At 71.8% G+C, this 12410-nt stretch carries 14 protein-coding genes, 1 tRNA gene and 1 pseudogene; 11 read left to right on the top strand and 5 right to left on the bottom strand.

Annotated elements, in window-relative coordinates:
* From MNZ39_RS20835 to MNZ39_RS20820, 4 genes and pseudogenes are all read left to right on the top strand, one after another.
* Positions 1-247 (top strand): annotated as a pseudogene (locus tag MNZ39_RS20835) (hypothetical protein); the annotation flags it as partial.
* 70 nt (positions 248-317) lie between these two features.
* Positions 318-2123: an arginine--tRNA ligase gene (locus tag MNZ39_RS20830; protein WP_242341024.1), complete on the top strand. Its 1806-nt coding sequence runs from the start codon at positions 318-320 to the stop codon at positions 2121-2123.
* A gap of 13 nt (positions 2124-2136) precedes the next feature.
* On the top strand, positions 2137-2853 hold the full coding sequence (locus MNZ39_RS20825) for an SPOR domain-containing protein (protein WP_242341023.1): 717 nt from the start codon (positions 2137-2139) through the stop codon (positions 2851-2853).
* A gap of 18 nt (positions 2854-2871) precedes the next feature.
* Entirely contained in the window at positions 2872-3234 is a 363-nt protein-coding gene (locus tag MNZ39_RS20820) for a cupin domain-containing protein (RefSeq protein ID WP_242341022.1), read from the top strand.
* Positions 3235-3317: 83 nt separating this feature from the next.
* On the opposite strand, the gene MNZ39_RS20815 is transcribed toward MNZ39_RS20820, so the two are convergent.
* Positions 3318-3593 carry a hypothetical protein gene (locus tag MNZ39_RS20815; RefSeq protein WP_242341021.1) on the bottom strand — a complete coding sequence of 92 codons (276 nt, stop codon included), beginning with the start codon at positions 3591-3593 and terminating at the stop codon, positions 3318-3320.
* A gap of 11 nt (positions 3594-3604) precedes the next feature.
* Positions 3605-5197 (bottom strand): NAD(P)/FAD-dependent oxidoreductase, encoded by a 1593-nt coding sequence (locus tag MNZ39_RS20810; protein WP_242341020.1) that lies wholly within the window; start codon positions 5195-5197, stop codon positions 3605-3607.
* A 238-nt stretch (positions 5198-5435) separates the two neighbouring features.
* Between MNZ39_RS20810 and MNZ39_RS20805 the strand changes: the two genes are divergently transcribed.
* From MNZ39_RS20805 to secG, 5 genes are all read left to right on the top strand, one after another.
* On the top strand, positions 5436-5651 hold the full coding sequence (locus MNZ39_RS20805) for a hypothetical protein (RefSeq protein ID WP_242341019.1): 216 nt from the start codon (positions 5436-5438) through the stop codon (positions 5649-5651).
* 199 nt (positions 5652-5850) lie between these two features.
* A complete protein-coding gene (gene gap / locus MNZ39_RS20800; protein ID WP_242341018.1) occupies positions 5851-6852 on the top strand; it encodes a type I glyceraldehyde-3-phosphate dehydrogenase in 1002 nt (333 codons plus the stop codon).
* Between the two features lie 8 nt (positions 6853-6860).
* Positions 6861-8051: a phosphoglycerate kinase gene (pgk, locus tag MNZ39_RS20795; RefSeq protein WP_242341017.1), complete on the top strand. Its 1191-nt coding sequence runs from the start codon at positions 6861-6863 to the stop codon at positions 8049-8051.
* A gap of 4 nt (positions 8052-8055) precedes the next feature.
* Positions 8056-8817: a triose-phosphate isomerase gene (gene tpiA, locus MNZ39_RS20790; protein ID WP_242341016.1), complete on the top strand. Its 762-nt coding sequence runs from the start codon at positions 8056-8058 to the stop codon at positions 8815-8817.
* Complete coding sequence (secG, locus tag MNZ39_RS20785) at positions 8814-9182, top strand: preprotein translocase subunit SecG (protein WP_242341015.1); 369 nt, start codon at positions 8814-8816, stop codon at positions 9180-9182. The genes tpiA and secG overlap by 4 nt, the downstream gene beginning before the upstream one ends.
* Before the next feature lie 195 nt (positions 9183-9377).
* On the opposite strand, the gene MNZ39_RS20780 is transcribed toward secG, so the two are convergent.
* The 3 genes from MNZ39_RS20780 to MNZ39_RS20770 all read right to left on the bottom strand — a co-directional run bounded on the left by MNZ39_RS20780 (position 9378) and on the right by MNZ39_RS20770 (position 11240).
* A tRNA-Leu gene (locus MNZ39_RS20780) sits at positions 9378-9459 on the bottom strand.
* Between the two features lie 105 nt (positions 9460-9564).
* Positions 9565-9891 (bottom strand): ferredoxin FdxA, encoded by a 327-nt coding sequence (gene fdxA, locus MNZ39_RS20775; protein WP_242341014.1) that lies wholly within the window; start codon positions 9889-9891, stop codon positions 9565-9567.
* Positions 9892-9923: 32 nt separating this feature from the next.
* A complete protein-coding gene (locus MNZ39_RS20770; protein ID WP_242341013.1) occupies positions 9924-11240 on the bottom strand; it encodes an inositol-3-phosphate synthase in 1317 nt (438 codons plus the stop codon).
* 156 nt (positions 11241-11396) lie between these two features.
* Here MNZ39_RS20770 and MNZ39_RS20765 point away from each other — a divergent pair, with 156 nt between their 5' ends.
* Positions 11397-11786 carry a hypothetical protein gene (locus MNZ39_RS20765; RefSeq protein WP_242341012.1) on the top strand — a complete coding sequence of 130 codons (390 nt, stop codon included), beginning with the start codon at positions 11397-11399 and terminating at the stop codon, positions 11784-11786.
* A gap of 56 nt (positions 11787-11842) precedes the next feature.
* Positions 11843-12410 (top strand): HesA/MoeB/ThiF family protein (locus MNZ39_RS20760; protein ID WP_242341011.1); only part of this gene is annotated, 568 nt, incomplete at its 3' end.

Genomic DNA, 12410 nt, shown 5'->3' with positions numbered 1-12410 from the left:
GGACGCGCTCGCGGCGCTGCGGCGCGCGCTCGAGCGCGACAGGCGCGGGGAGGTGACCTGGGAGATGCGCGAGCTGCTCCGCCAGGCCGACGCGCCAGGGCCGGGGGAGCTCGCCGCGCGGCACGATCTCCTCGTGGCCGCGCTGCTCCGGCGGGGCCGCGCGCCCCGCTGCACGCGGTGCGCGGCCGACGCCCCCGTCCGCAGCTGGCGTTGCCGGCGCTGCGGCGCCTTCGACGCGTACGCATGAGGGCAGGGCGGGGCTCGCGGGCGAGTGCCCGCTTGCGCCCGCGGCGCGGCCCCGGTAGAGACTGCGCGCCATGGTGAGAGATCGCGTGATCGAGCTGTTCCGGCAGGCGCTCGCGAAGGGCGCCGCCGAGGGTCGCTGGCCCGTTCTCGAGGCGGCGTTCTCCGTGGAGGCGCCGCGCGACCCCAAGCACGGCGACTTCGCGGTGAACGCCGCGATGATGCTCGCGAAGCCGGCGGGCAAGCCGCCGCGCGAGCTCGCCCAGGCGATCGCGGCCGAGGTCCGCGCCGTCGACGCGCAGCACGAGCTCGCCGGGCTCGAGATCGCCGGCCCCGGCTTCATCAACGTCCGCCTCGCGCCGGACGTGTGGCTGCGGGCGCTCGCGCGCGTCGTCTCCGAGGGGGCCGCGTACGGGCGGACCGAGGTCGGAGGCGGCCAGAAGGTCATCGTCGAGTACGTCTCGGCGAACCCCACCGGGCCGATGCACGTCGGCCACGGCCGGGGGGCGGTGGTGGGCGACGGCGTGCAGAGCCTGCTCCGGTGGGCGGGCTTCGACGTCACCCGCGAGTACTACGTGAACGACTACGGCGCGCAGGTGCAGACGCTCGCGCGCTCCGTGCACCTGCGCTACCAGGAGTCGTTCGGGCGGCAGGTGACGATGCCGCCGAAGAGCTATCCGGGCGAGTACGTGAAGGACATCGCCGCGGCGCTGCGCGCCGAGCACGGCGATCGCTACCTCGACGCGCCCGAGTCCGAGTGGCTCACGCTCTTCCGCGATCGCGCCGTCGAGCACGTGCTCGGGCTCATCCGCGACGACCTCCGCGCCATCAACATCGAGTTCGACCGCTGGTCGTCCGAGAAGGCGCTCTACGAGTCGGGCACGGTCGACAGGTTCCTGCGCTTCCTCGAGGAGAAGGACCTCGTCTACGTCGGCAAGCTCCCGCCGCCGAAGTCCAAGAAGGGCGCTCCGGCGCCCATCGCCCAGCCCCACGGTGACCTCGACGAGGGCGTCTCCGCCGCCGAGGACCTCACGCTGTTCCGCTCGTCGCAGTACGGCGACGAGGTGGATCGGCCGGTGAAGAAGGCGGACGGCACGCCCACCTACTTCTGCGCCGACATCGCGTACCACTGGGACAAGCGGCAGCGCGCCGGAACCCTCGTGGACGTCCTCGGCGCCGACCACGGCGGGTACGTGCCGCGGCTCGAGGCCGCGCTCGAGGCGCTCGGCGCCTCGCGGAAGGACCTGCACGTCATCCTCATCCAGATGGTGAACCTGACCCGCGGCGGCGAGGCCGTGAAGATGTCCAAGCGGGCGGGGACGGTGGTCTCCCTGCGCGAGGTGGTGGACGAGGTCGGGCGCGACGCGACCCGCTTCATGTTCCTCACCCGCCGCTCCGACGCGCAGCTCGACTTCGACATCGAGCTCGCGAAGCGCCAGACGCTCGACAACCCGGTCTTCTACGTCCAGTACGGCCACGCGCGGCTCGCCCAGATCTTCGCGAAGGCGCGCGAGGGCGGCGTGGCGGTCCCCGAGTTCGACCTCGAGGCGGCCCGGACGCTCACCTCCGCGGAAGAGCAGGATCTCATCCGGCGCGTCGTGGCCTTCCCGGACATGCTCGCCGCGGCGGCCCTCGCGTACGAGCCGCACCGCGTCGCCTTCTACCTGCAGGAGACGATCGCGGCGTTCCACTCGTACTACACGCAGGGCAAGCGCAGCGGCGAGCGGGTCATCTCCGCCGACGCGCGCAAGACCGCCGGCCGGCTCTTCCTGTGCCGCGCGCTGAAGCAGGTGCTGGCGAACGGCCTCGGGGTCCTGGGCGTCGCCGCGCCGGATCGGATGGAGAGTCCGGAAACTCGCGATATCGCGGACGACGTCTAGAATCACGGACGCCATGCGCGATGAGAACGCCCGCGTCCGCGAGAAGTTCGAGCTCTCCCTCGATGGCCGGCAGATCGCGTCCATCGTCGTGGGCGCGCTCGTCATCCTCGGCGTCGTGTTCGTCCTCGGGTTGAACGTCGGCCGGCAGATCGCCACCCGGCAGGTCGACGCCGCCCGCGCCGGGGACCTCGAGGCCCTCGATCGGCCTCCCTCCACCCCGTCGCCCGGCGTGGACGACGCGTCGCTCACGTTTCACGATCGTCTCGTGAAGCAGAAGCCGGCGGCGACGCCGCCGGTCACGGCCGCGGCCGTCTCCACCTCCGCCGCGCCGCCGCCGAGCGCTCCGCCGAGCGCCCCCGCCAGGCCGCCTCCGGCGGTGGTCCAGGCCGCCTCCACGCCGCCGACCGCGGCCCCGGCGCCCGCCGCCCCCGCGCCGAAGCCTCCCGAGGAGAAGGCGGAGGTCCAGGCGCGCGCGGCGAAGCCGGCCCCGGCCGGCACGGGGGACTTCACCATCCAGATCGGCGCGACCCAGCAGCGCTCGGAGGCCGACCGCATCGCCGCCCGCTACCGCTCGCTGCGCCCGCGCGTCGAGACGGCGGACGTGCAGGGGAAGGGGCGCTGGTACCGCGTGCGCGTGGGGAGCTTCGAGAGCCGCGAGGCCGCGGAGCGCTATCGCAAGGACGTCGCGCGGGAAACCGGGGTCCCCGGGTTCGTCACCGCCAGCCGCTAGCCTAAAGTCCGATCCAGCATGACCACGACCTTCGACAGCCCGAAGCGCGTCGAGAAGCCCTGGGGCCACGAGCTCTGGTGGGCGCACACCGAACGCTACGTCGGCAAGCTCCTGCACGTGAAGGCAGGGTTCCAGCTCTCCCTGCAGTACCACGTGAGGAAGGACGAGACGATCCACCTCTGGAGCGGCGAGATGATCCTCGTGCTCAAGGACGGAGACCGGCTCGTCGATCACCGGATGCAGCCGGGCGACAGCTACCACGTGAAGCCCGGCACCGTGCACCGCATGCGCGCGGTGACCGACTGCGACGTGCTCGAGGTCTCCACCCCCGAGGTCGAGGACGTCGTGCGCGTTCAGGACGACTTCGGCCGGGTGAGCTAGCACGCCGCCGCCTCCCGCGTGCTGGCGGCTCTTTGCGGGGCGCGAACGGCGCTTCGCGGCGGCGCTCGGCTCCGGCGGGCGCTTTAGCGCGCGAAGAGGAAGCCGAGGCCCGCCGCGAGGGCGATCGCTGCGGCGACGAGCATCCCGACGCGCCGGGGATCGGCCCGCCGCTCGCGGACGCCGTGCAGGGCCGGCATCGCGCCTGCGCGGACCCAGCGCGGGGACGTCTCGGCCCGCACGAGGTCGTCCTCGGCGAGGAAGCCGTGCGCGTAGAGATCGTGCAGGTCGCCGAGCGACGGGACCACGAGCTCCTCCCCCTCGGCGTTCCGCACCCGGTACTTCATGCCGCGATCCCGCATCCGCTCCTCCGTCACGCCGCGCCGAGCTCGGCGCAGATCGCCTCCGCGACCTTGAGCCCGTCCACCGCGGACGACACGATCCCGCCCGCGTAGCCGGCGCCCTCGCCGGCGGGGTAGAGCCCCCGGATCCCCGGCGACTGGAAGTCCGCGCCGCGCACGAGCCGGCAGGGAGAGCTCGTCCGCGACTCGATGCCGATGAGCACCGCCTCGTCGGTCACGAAGCCTCGCATCCGTCGCTCGAACCCGCGCAGCCCCGCGCGGAGCGCCTCCTGGATCTGCGGAGGGTACAGCAGGGAGAGGTCGGAGGGGGTCACCCCCGGCCGGTAGGACGTCTTCCCGGGCGGCGCCCCGGGCCTGCGCGCGAGGTACGCGGCGAGCCGCTGGGCGGGCGCGTGGTAGGCGCCGCCCCCGAGCACGTAGGCGGCGCGCTCCCACTTGCGCTGCCACTCGAGCCCCGCGAGCGGGCCCTCGAAGCCCTCGGCCGCGAAGTCCTCCGGCGAGACGGCGACGACGATGCCGGCGTTCGCGACGGGCGACGAGCGGTGCGAGTTGGACATGCCGTTCGTGCACTGCATCTCGGGCTCGGTCGGCGTGGGGACGACCACGCCGCCCGGGCACATGCAGAAGGAGAACACGCCGCGCGCCGCGCCCGCGACCTTGGGGTTGTCGGCGAGCTTGTAGTCGGCCGGGGGGAGCCTGGGGTGGCGCGCGCCCGCTCCGTACTGGATCCGATCGATGAGCGGCTGCGGGTGCTCCGCCCGGAACCCCACCGCGAACGGCTTCGCCTCGATGGGCCAGCCGCGCGCGGCGAACAGCTCGAACAGCTCGCGGGCGCTGTTCCCGGGCGCCAGCACGAGCCGGTCGGACTCGAGCGAGCGACCGTCGGCGAGGCGGAGCCCCGCGAAGCGGCCGTCGCGCAGCGCGAGATCGACCGCGCGCGCGCCCCACACGAACGTGCACCCGCCGCGCTCGAGCTCCTCGCGCATCGCCGAGATCGCCGCGGGCAGCACGTCCGAGCCGACGTGCGGCTTGCCCTCGACCACGATCCGCTCGACGTTCCCGAAGCGCGCGAACAGCTCGACGACCTTCCGCACCGCCGGGTGGTGGATGCGCGTCCCGAGCTTGCCGTCGGTGTACGCCCCCGCGCCACCCTCGCCGAAGTTCATGTTCGACTCGGGATCGAGCGCGCCGCCGCGCATCAGGGCCGCGACGTCGCGCCGGCGGGGGCTCACGGTCTTGCCGCGGTCGACCACGATCGAGGGCACGCCGCGCTCGAGGAGCGCCCACGCGCAGAAGAGCCCCGCCGGCCCGGCGCCCAGGATGACGGGCGGCGCGGCGGGCCGCCGCACGGGCCCGGGCTCCGCCTCGGGCGCGGGGACCGGCGCGACGTCGGCGGGTGCGCCGCGGATCGCGCCCTCGACCTCGACCTCGAGGTTCACGAGCCAGCGCGCGTGGCCCTTCCTGCGGGCGTCGAGCGAGCGTCGCACGACGATCGCGTCGCGAAGGTGCTCGGCCGAGAGGCCGAGCCGCTCCGCGGCGCGGCGCGTCAGGAGCGCGTCGTCCTCGTCGAGCCAGAGCGGGAGGTTGGAGATCCGGTACCGCATCAGTTCCTCAGGGATGGCGCCGTCGAACCGCGAAGCGCGCTACGCGCCGTGCCCCTCTCGCAGGCAGGTCTGCGAAGGAGACTACGCACCGGCGCGACCGACCTGGCAGGGCCTCGCCGCGTGCAAGTACCCGAAACGGCTGACATGGTGAAGCCTCGAAGGCGATGGCCCGCACCTTGCTCCCGGGGGAGCCATCGCGACACGGCGCGGTTCGTATCGCCGGTAGGGAGTGAACGCAATGGTGCCAGGCATGCTGGACGTGAAGGGAACGAAGATCCTCGCGAAGTCGCTCTTCAAGGAGCTGCGTGGCAACGGCTACTCGACGAACCAGATCCTGAGCCTCTCGACCGAGCTCATCGATCTCGTCACGCAGGACCTCAAGGGCGAGCACGCCGCCGCGGCCCAGGCGGCCGCCGCGCAGGAGAGCGCCGTCGAGGCGCCGCGGGCCCTCTGATCCGAAGATTACGCGAGGCTCGGCGCGACGTCGCGGCCTCGCCAGAAGTCGAGCGCGCAGGACCGGACGGCGCCGAGAGATCGGCGCCGTTTCGTTTCTTTCATCTCGGCCGCTCGCCCCCTTCCGTTTCCGTTGACGGTCCGGAGCCTCGTCTGTAGGTTACGGCCGCTTTTCAACCCCTTGGGAGGAGGGCAGCGCCATGGCACGTATCGCAATCAACGGGTTCGGTCGCATCGGTCGGTGCGTGCTCCGCGCGGCCATCGAGCGGGGCGAGAAGGACCTCGAGTTCGTCTCGATCAACGACCTCACGGACACGAAGACCCTCGCGCACCTCCTGAAGTACGACTCGGTGCACGGCGTGCTCGCCGCCGACGTGAAGGCGTCGGAGAAGGGCATCGTCGTCAACGGCAAGGAGATCGAGGTCACGGCCATCAAGTCTCCGGCCGATCTCCCGCACCAGAAGAACAAGGTCGACGTCGTCCTCGAGTGCACCGGCCTCTTCACGGAGCGGGAGAAGGCCGAGGGCCACCTCAAGGCGGGCGCTCCGCGCGTGCTCATCTCCGCGCCGGCCAAGGGCCCGGACATCACGGTCGCCTACGGCATCAACCACGACAAGCTCGACAAGGCGAAGCACAAGATCATCTCGAACGCGTCCTGCACGACGAACTGCCTCACGCCGGTCGCGAAGATCCTGCTCGAGAGCTTCGGCATCAAGCGCGGCCTGATGACGACGATCCACTCCTACACGAACGACCAGAACCTCCTCGACCTGCCGCACAAGGACCTGCGCCGCGCGCGCGCCGCGGCGCTGTCGATGATTCCCTCGACCACCGGCGCCGCGAAGGCGGTCGCCGAGGTCATCCCGGAGCTGAAGGGCAAGCTGCACGGCACGTCGGTGCGCGTCCCCACGCCGAACGTGTCGCTCGTCGACCTCACCGTCGAGATGGACCGGCCCGCCACCGCCGAGGAGATCAACGCGGCGTTCAAGAAGGCGGCGGAGGGGAGCCTGAAGGGCGTCCTCGAGTACTCGGACGGCCCGCTCGTCTCGGTGGACTTCAACCACAACCCGGCGTCCTCGATCTTCGACGCGACGAACACGTTCGTCGTCGAAGGGACCTTCGCGAAGGTCTTCGCCTGGTACGACAACGAGTGGGGCTTCTCGAACCGCATGGTCGACGTGGCGAAGTTCCTCACGAAGTGAGGGACGCCATGGCGCTCAAGACCATCGACGCGCTCGACCTCGCCGGCAAGCGCGTCTTCATCCGCGTGGACTTCAACGTCCCGCTCGACGAGCAGGGGCGGGTGACCGACGACGCGCGCATCCGCGCGGCGCTCCCGACGCTCCAGTACGCCATCAAGGCGCGCGCGAAGGTCATCCTCGGCTCGCACCTCGGGCGCCCGAAGGGCAAGCCCGACGATCGCAAGAAGTTCTCGCTCGAGCCCGCGGCCGAGCGGCTCTCGGCGCTCCTCAAGCAGGACGTCATCCTCGCCGACGACTGCGTCGGCGACGGCGTGAAGAAGCTCGTCCGCGATCTCAAGGAGGGAGAGGTCCTCCTCCTCGAGAACCTCCGCTTCCACCCGGAGGAGGAGAAGAACGACGAGGGCTTCGCGCGCGAGCTCGCGAGCCTGTGCGACGTCTGGGTGAACGACGCGTTCGGCACGGCCCACCGGGCCCACGCGTCTACGGCGGGCATGGCCGCGTTCGTGAAGGAGAAGGCGGCCGGCTTCCTCATCCAGAAGGAGGTCGAGTACCTCGGCAAGGCGCTCGGCACCCCGGCGCGGCCGTTCGTCGCGCTCATCGGCGGCGCCAAGGTGTCCGACAAGATCAAGGTGCTCGAGAACCTCATCGCGAAGGCCGACGCCGTCTGCATCGGCGGCGCGATGGCCTACACGTTCCTCAAGGCGCAGGGCGTCCCCGTGGGGAAGAGCCTCGTCGAGGAGGACAAGCTCGAGCTCGCGCGGCAGATCCTGGACCGCGCCCAGGCGCGCAACGTGGACCTGCTCCTGCCGGTCGATCACGTGTGCGGCGCGGAGCCGAAGGAGACCGCAGCGCGCGTGGTGGTGAACGACCGCGCGATCCCCGACGGCCTCATGGGCCTCGACATCGGCCCGAAGACGCTCGATCGGTATCGCCAGCGCATCCTGAGCGCGAAGACGGTGTTCTGGAACGGTCCCATGGGCCTGTTCGAGCAGAAGCCGTGGGCGGAGGGCACCTTCGGCGTCGCGAAGGCGATGGCGGACAGCCCGGCCATCACGGTCGTGGGCGGCGGCGACAGCGCCGCGGCGGTCGAGGAGGCCGGGCTCGTCTCCAAGATGAAGCACGTCTCCACCGGCGGCGGCGCCAGCCTCGAGTTCATCGAGGGGCGCGTCCTCCCCGGCATCCAGGTCCTCGAGGGATAGCGCCGTGCCCCGTCGAAAGTTCGTCTGCGGCAACTGGAAGATGCACAAGACCGTGGCGGAGACCACGGCGCTCGTCGGCGAGCTCCGCGCCGCGCTCGGGGACCTCGCCGGCAAGGTCGACGTCGCCATCGCCCCGCCGTTCACGGCGCTCGCCGCCGCGGTGGACGCGGCGCGCGGCTCCGGGATCGAGGTCGCCGCGCAGAACGTCCACTGGGAGAAGCAGGGGGCGTTCACCGGCGAGGTGTCCGCGCCCATGCTGGCCGAGGTCGGCTGCCGCCACGGCATCGTCGGCCACAGCGAGCGGCGCCAGCTCTTCGGGGAGACCGACGAGGGAGTGCGCAAGAAGGTCGGCGCGCTGCTCGCGGCGGGTGTCCGGCCGATCGTCTGCGTGGGCGAGACGCTGGCGGAGCGGGAGGCCGGGCGGACCCTCGAGATCGTGGACCGTCAGGTCAGGCAGGGGCTCGCCGGCCTCTCCGCCGAGGCCTTCGCCGCGCTGACGCTCGCGTACGAGCCGGTGTGGGCGATCGGCACCGGCAAGACCGCCACCGCGGCCCAGGCGCAGGAGGTCCACGCGGCCATCCGGAAGATCCTCCGCGAGCTCGCGAGTTCCGCGGCGGACCAGATCCGGGTACAGTACGGCGGCTCGGTCAAGCCCGAGAACGCCGCCGAGCTCATGGCGCAGCCCGATGTCGACGGGGCGCTGGTCGGCGGCGCGAGCCTCAAGGCGGCGGACTTCGTCGCCATCGTGAAAGGTGCACTCCGTTGATCACCCTCGTCACCATCCTGCACGTCCTCGTCTGCGTCTTCCTCATCCTCGTGATCCTGCTCCAGGCCGGTAAGGGCGGCGGGATGGGGGCGGCGTTCGGCGGGGCCGGCGCGCAGACCGTCTTCGGTGGGCGTGGCGCCCAGACGCTGCTCGGCAAGGTCACGAGCATCTCGGCCGGGATCTTCATGATGACCTCGGTCTTCCTCGCGTACAACGCGTCCCGCACGCACTCGGTGGTGCAGCGCGAGGCGAGCGTCCCGGCGCAGCAGCTCCCGGCCGCGCCCGGGCAGAGCCCGCTCTCGCCGCCGCCGAACGCGCCCGAGTCGACCCCGCCGGCGCCGGCCGCGCCGTCGCAGGGGAAGTAGTCGCTTTCCCGAGAATCCGCGCCTCGGCGCGGCGGAGAGGGGATCCGGGGTCCGGGTCCCCTCTTCGCGTTCGAGCGAGGCGCTCGCGCCCGCTGCCGGACGGGCGCCGCCGCCACCCGAGCCCCCGGCTCCCTCCGTGGCCCCGAAACGCCGAGAGGGGATCCGGTTTCCCGGATCCCCTCTCTCGTTCGCGAGTGCCCAGGGCGAGATTCGAACTCGCACGCCTTACGGCGCCACCCCCTCAAGATGGTGTGTCTACCAGTTCCACCACCTGGGCGTTCCGAAGCGGACGGGTTTCTAGCAAAGGGGCGACCGGCGCGCAATAGCGCAGTTCAGGGCGACGACGATCTCGCCGAGCGCCCGTGCGGCCGTCGCCGATCCGCTAGGCGCCCTCGAGGTACTGACGCTTCTCCTCGACGTCCTTCCACTGGTCCGCGTCGGGGAGCGGGTCCTTCTTCTCCGAGATGTTGGGCCAGGTCTTGGCGAGGTCGGCGTTGAGCTGCGTGTAGTCCTTCCACTTCGCCGGCAGGCTCTCCTCCGGGAAGATCGCCTTCGTGGGGCAGGCAGGCTCACACGCGCCGCAGTCGATGCACTCGTCGGGATGGATGACGAGGAAGTTGGGCCCCTCGTAGAAGCAGTCGACGGGGCAGACCTCGACGCAGTCGGTGTACTTGCACTTGATGCAGGGCTCGGCAACCACGTAAGCCATCGACGACCTCCTCTGTGGGGCCTCTGTCTAATCTACGGCTCGTAGTAGTCGAGCCCGAGGTGGGTGATGAGCTCCTCGCCCGCCAGGTGACGCAGCGTGTTCTTGAGCTTCGTGAGCTGGATGAACAGGTCGTGCTCCGGGTAGAGCCCCTCCGCGACCATCGGGCTCTTGAAGTAGAACGACATCCACTCCTGGATCCCGCTCATCCCCGCGCGCCGCGCGAGGTCGATGAAGAGGGCGATGTCGAGCGCCACCGGCGCGGCGAGGATCGAGTCCCGGCAGAGGAAGTTCACCTTGATCTGCATCGGGTAACCGAGCCAGCCCTTGATGTCGATGTTGTCCCAGCCCTCCTTGTTGTCGCCGCGCGGCCGGTAGTAGTGGATCTGCACCTTGTGGTCGAACTTGCCGTAGAGGTCGGGGTACAGCTCGGGCTGCAGGATGTGGTCGAGCACCGAGAGCTTCGAGACCTCCTTCGTCTTGAAGCTGCCCGGGTCGTCGAGCACCTCGCCGTCGCGGTTGCCGAGGATGTTCGTCGAGAACCACCCCTCGAGCCCGAGCATGCGCGCCTTCAGCATGGGCGCGAGCACCGTCTTCATGAGCGTCTGGCCGGTCTTGAAGTCCTTGCCGGCGATCGGCACGCCCTGCGCCTTCGCGAGCTGCTGGAGCGCGGGGATGTCGACGGTCAGGTTCGGCGCGCCGTTCGCGAACGGGATGCCCTCCTTCAGCGCCGCCCACGCGTAGATCATCGACGGCGCGATGGCCGGGTCGTTCGCCGCCATGGCCGCCTCGAACGCCTGGAGCTGGCCGTGCACCGCCTGGGGCTGCAGGTACACCTCCGTCGACGCGCACCACACCATCACCGCGCGCTCGCAGCCGTGCTCGCGCATGAACCGCCGGATGTCCTCGCGGAGCAGCTCGCCGAGCTCGAGCTTGTTCGCGCCGCGCTTGACGTTCGGGCCGTCGAGCCGCTTCACGTAGTCCGGCGAGAACACCGCCGTCATCGGCTTCACCGCCGAGAGCGGCTCCTTCAGCTTCTCGAGCAGGGACTCCTCGAGCACGCGGGCGTGGCAGGCGGACTCGTAGGCGTCGTCGGGGAACACGTCCCAGCCGCCGAAGCAGATCTGGTCGAGGGGGGCGAGCGGCACGAGCTCCTTGATGAGCGGCGTCCGGCGCTCCGTCCGCTTGCCGAGCCGGATGGTCCCCATCTGCGTGAGCGAGCCGATGGGCTTCGCGAGCCCTCGACGCACCGCCTCGACGCCGGCGATGAGGGTGGTGCCGACGGCGCCGAGCCCGGGGAGGAGGACGGCGAGCTTCCCGGACGCGGGGGCGATGGGGCGTGGCTTCTTCACGGAGCGTTCCTCGGAGGTGGGGGTTCCCCCCGAAAGGTTTCAGGGGGGCGGCGTCCCGGCAAGCCCTCCGGCGACGCGCGAGGCGAATGATTCCGCGAGGTCGCGTGCGGCGGGGGCGGGCTGGCGGGTTCTCCCCTCGGGGGGTACGATGTGCGCATGTCCGGAAGCTCCGCGAGCGAGCCGCTGGTGCTCTTCGTGCATCGCGGGACCTGGCAGGACCGCTACCAGGCCACGACGCTGGCGGTGACCGCGGCGGCGCTCGGCGACGCCGTGACGGTCGCGCTGTTCTTCGAGCCGCTGCGGCTCTGGATCGGCGGCCGCTTCGACGAGGGCGCGCCTCCCGAGGCCGGCCCGGCGCGCGTGGCGAGCCTCGTGGAGAGCCTGGAGGACGCGCGGCGCGAGCTCGGGCTCCGGGTGGTGGCGTGCGACACGGCGGTCCGGCTCGCCGGGCTCGTCCCCGACGACGTCCGCCCGCGGCTCGACGCGATCGCGACGCTGCCCTCGCTCTGGCGCGCCGCGCAGTCGGGCCGGGCGCTCGTGGTGTAGCGCCGCCGGGCGCGAGGGTTGCCGCCCCCTCTGGCGCGGGATATACGCCGTCCTTCATGAGCCTCTCCGGCAAGACCGCGCTGGTGATCGGAGCGGGCGGCCTCGGCGGGCCGGCGCTCCTCACGCTCGCCGCCGCGGGCGTCGGGACGCTCGTCCTCGTGGAAGACGACGCCGTCGAGACCTCCAACCTGAACCGGCAGCCGCTGTTCAAGGAAGGCGACGTCGGCCAGCGGAAGGCCACCGCCGCGGCCGCCCGGCTCCGGGCGCTCTTCCCCTCCGTGGCGGTCGACGCGCGCGATCTCCGCTTCGACGCTGGGAACGCCCTCGCGCTCGTCGAGGCGGCCGACGTCGTCGTGGACGGCTCCGACAACTTCGCCACGAAGTTCCTCGCGAACGACGCCGCGCTGCGCGCGCGGAGGCCGCTCGTCCACGGCGGGATCCTCCGGACCACCGCGCAGCTGCTCACCGTCTCGCCCGCGGGCATCGGCGGCTGCCTGCGCTGCCTGTTCGAGGCGCCGCCGCCGCCCGGGTCGGTGCCGTCCTGCGCCGAGGCGGGCGTGCTCGGCGCCACCGCGGGGTTCGCGGGGGCGCTCATGGGCGCGGAGGCCCTCCGGCTCCTCGCCG

Source organism: Anaeromyxobacter sp. SG66, assembly GCF_022690805.1.
Classification (GTDB): Bacteria; Myxococcota; Myxococcia; order Myxococcales; family Anaeromyxobacteraceae; genus Anaeromyxobacter; species Anaeromyxobacter soli.
This window is presented reverse-complemented; position numbering and strand designations above follow the sequence as displayed.

Coding starts and splice junctions, on each gene's coding strand:
- gap (WP_242341018.1), top strand. CDS start 5,851: ATGGCACGTATCGCAATCAACGGGTTCGGTCGCATCGGTCGGTGCGTG.
- MNZ39_RS20820 (WP_242341022.1), top strand. CDS start 2,872: ATGACCACGACCTTCGACAGCCCGAAGCGCGTCGAGAAGCCCTGGGGC.
- MNZ39_RS20830 (WP_242341024.1), top strand. CDS start 318: ATGGTGAGAGATCGCGTGATCGAGCTGTTCCGGCAGGCGCTCGCGAAG.
- MNZ39_RS20815 (WP_242341021.1), bottom strand. CDS start 3,593: ATGCGGGATCGCGGCATGAAGTACCGGGTGCGGAACGCCGAGGGGGAG.
- pgk (WP_242341017.1), top strand. CDS start 6,861: ATGGCGCTCAAGACCATCGACGCGCTCGACCTCGCCGGCAAGCGCGTC.
- MNZ39_RS20810 (WP_242341020.1), bottom strand. CDS start 5,197: ATGCGGTACCGGATCTCCAACCTCCCGCTCTGGCTCGACGAGGACGAC.
- MNZ39_RS20765 (WP_242341012.1), top strand. CDS start 11,397: ATGTCCGGAAGCTCCGCGAGCGAGCCGCTGGTGCTCTTCGTGCATCGC.
- MNZ39_RS20805 (WP_242341019.1), top strand. CDS start 5,436: ATGGTGCCAGGCATGCTGGACGTGAAGGGAACGAAGATCCTCGCGAAG.
- MNZ39_RS20825 (WP_242341023.1), top strand. CDS start 2,137: ATGCGCGATGAGAACGCCCGCGTCCGCGAGAAGTTCGAGCTCTCCCTC.
- fdxA (WP_242341014.1), bottom strand. CDS start 9,891: ATGGCTTACGTGGTTGCCGAGCCCTGCATCAAGTGCAAGTACACCGAC.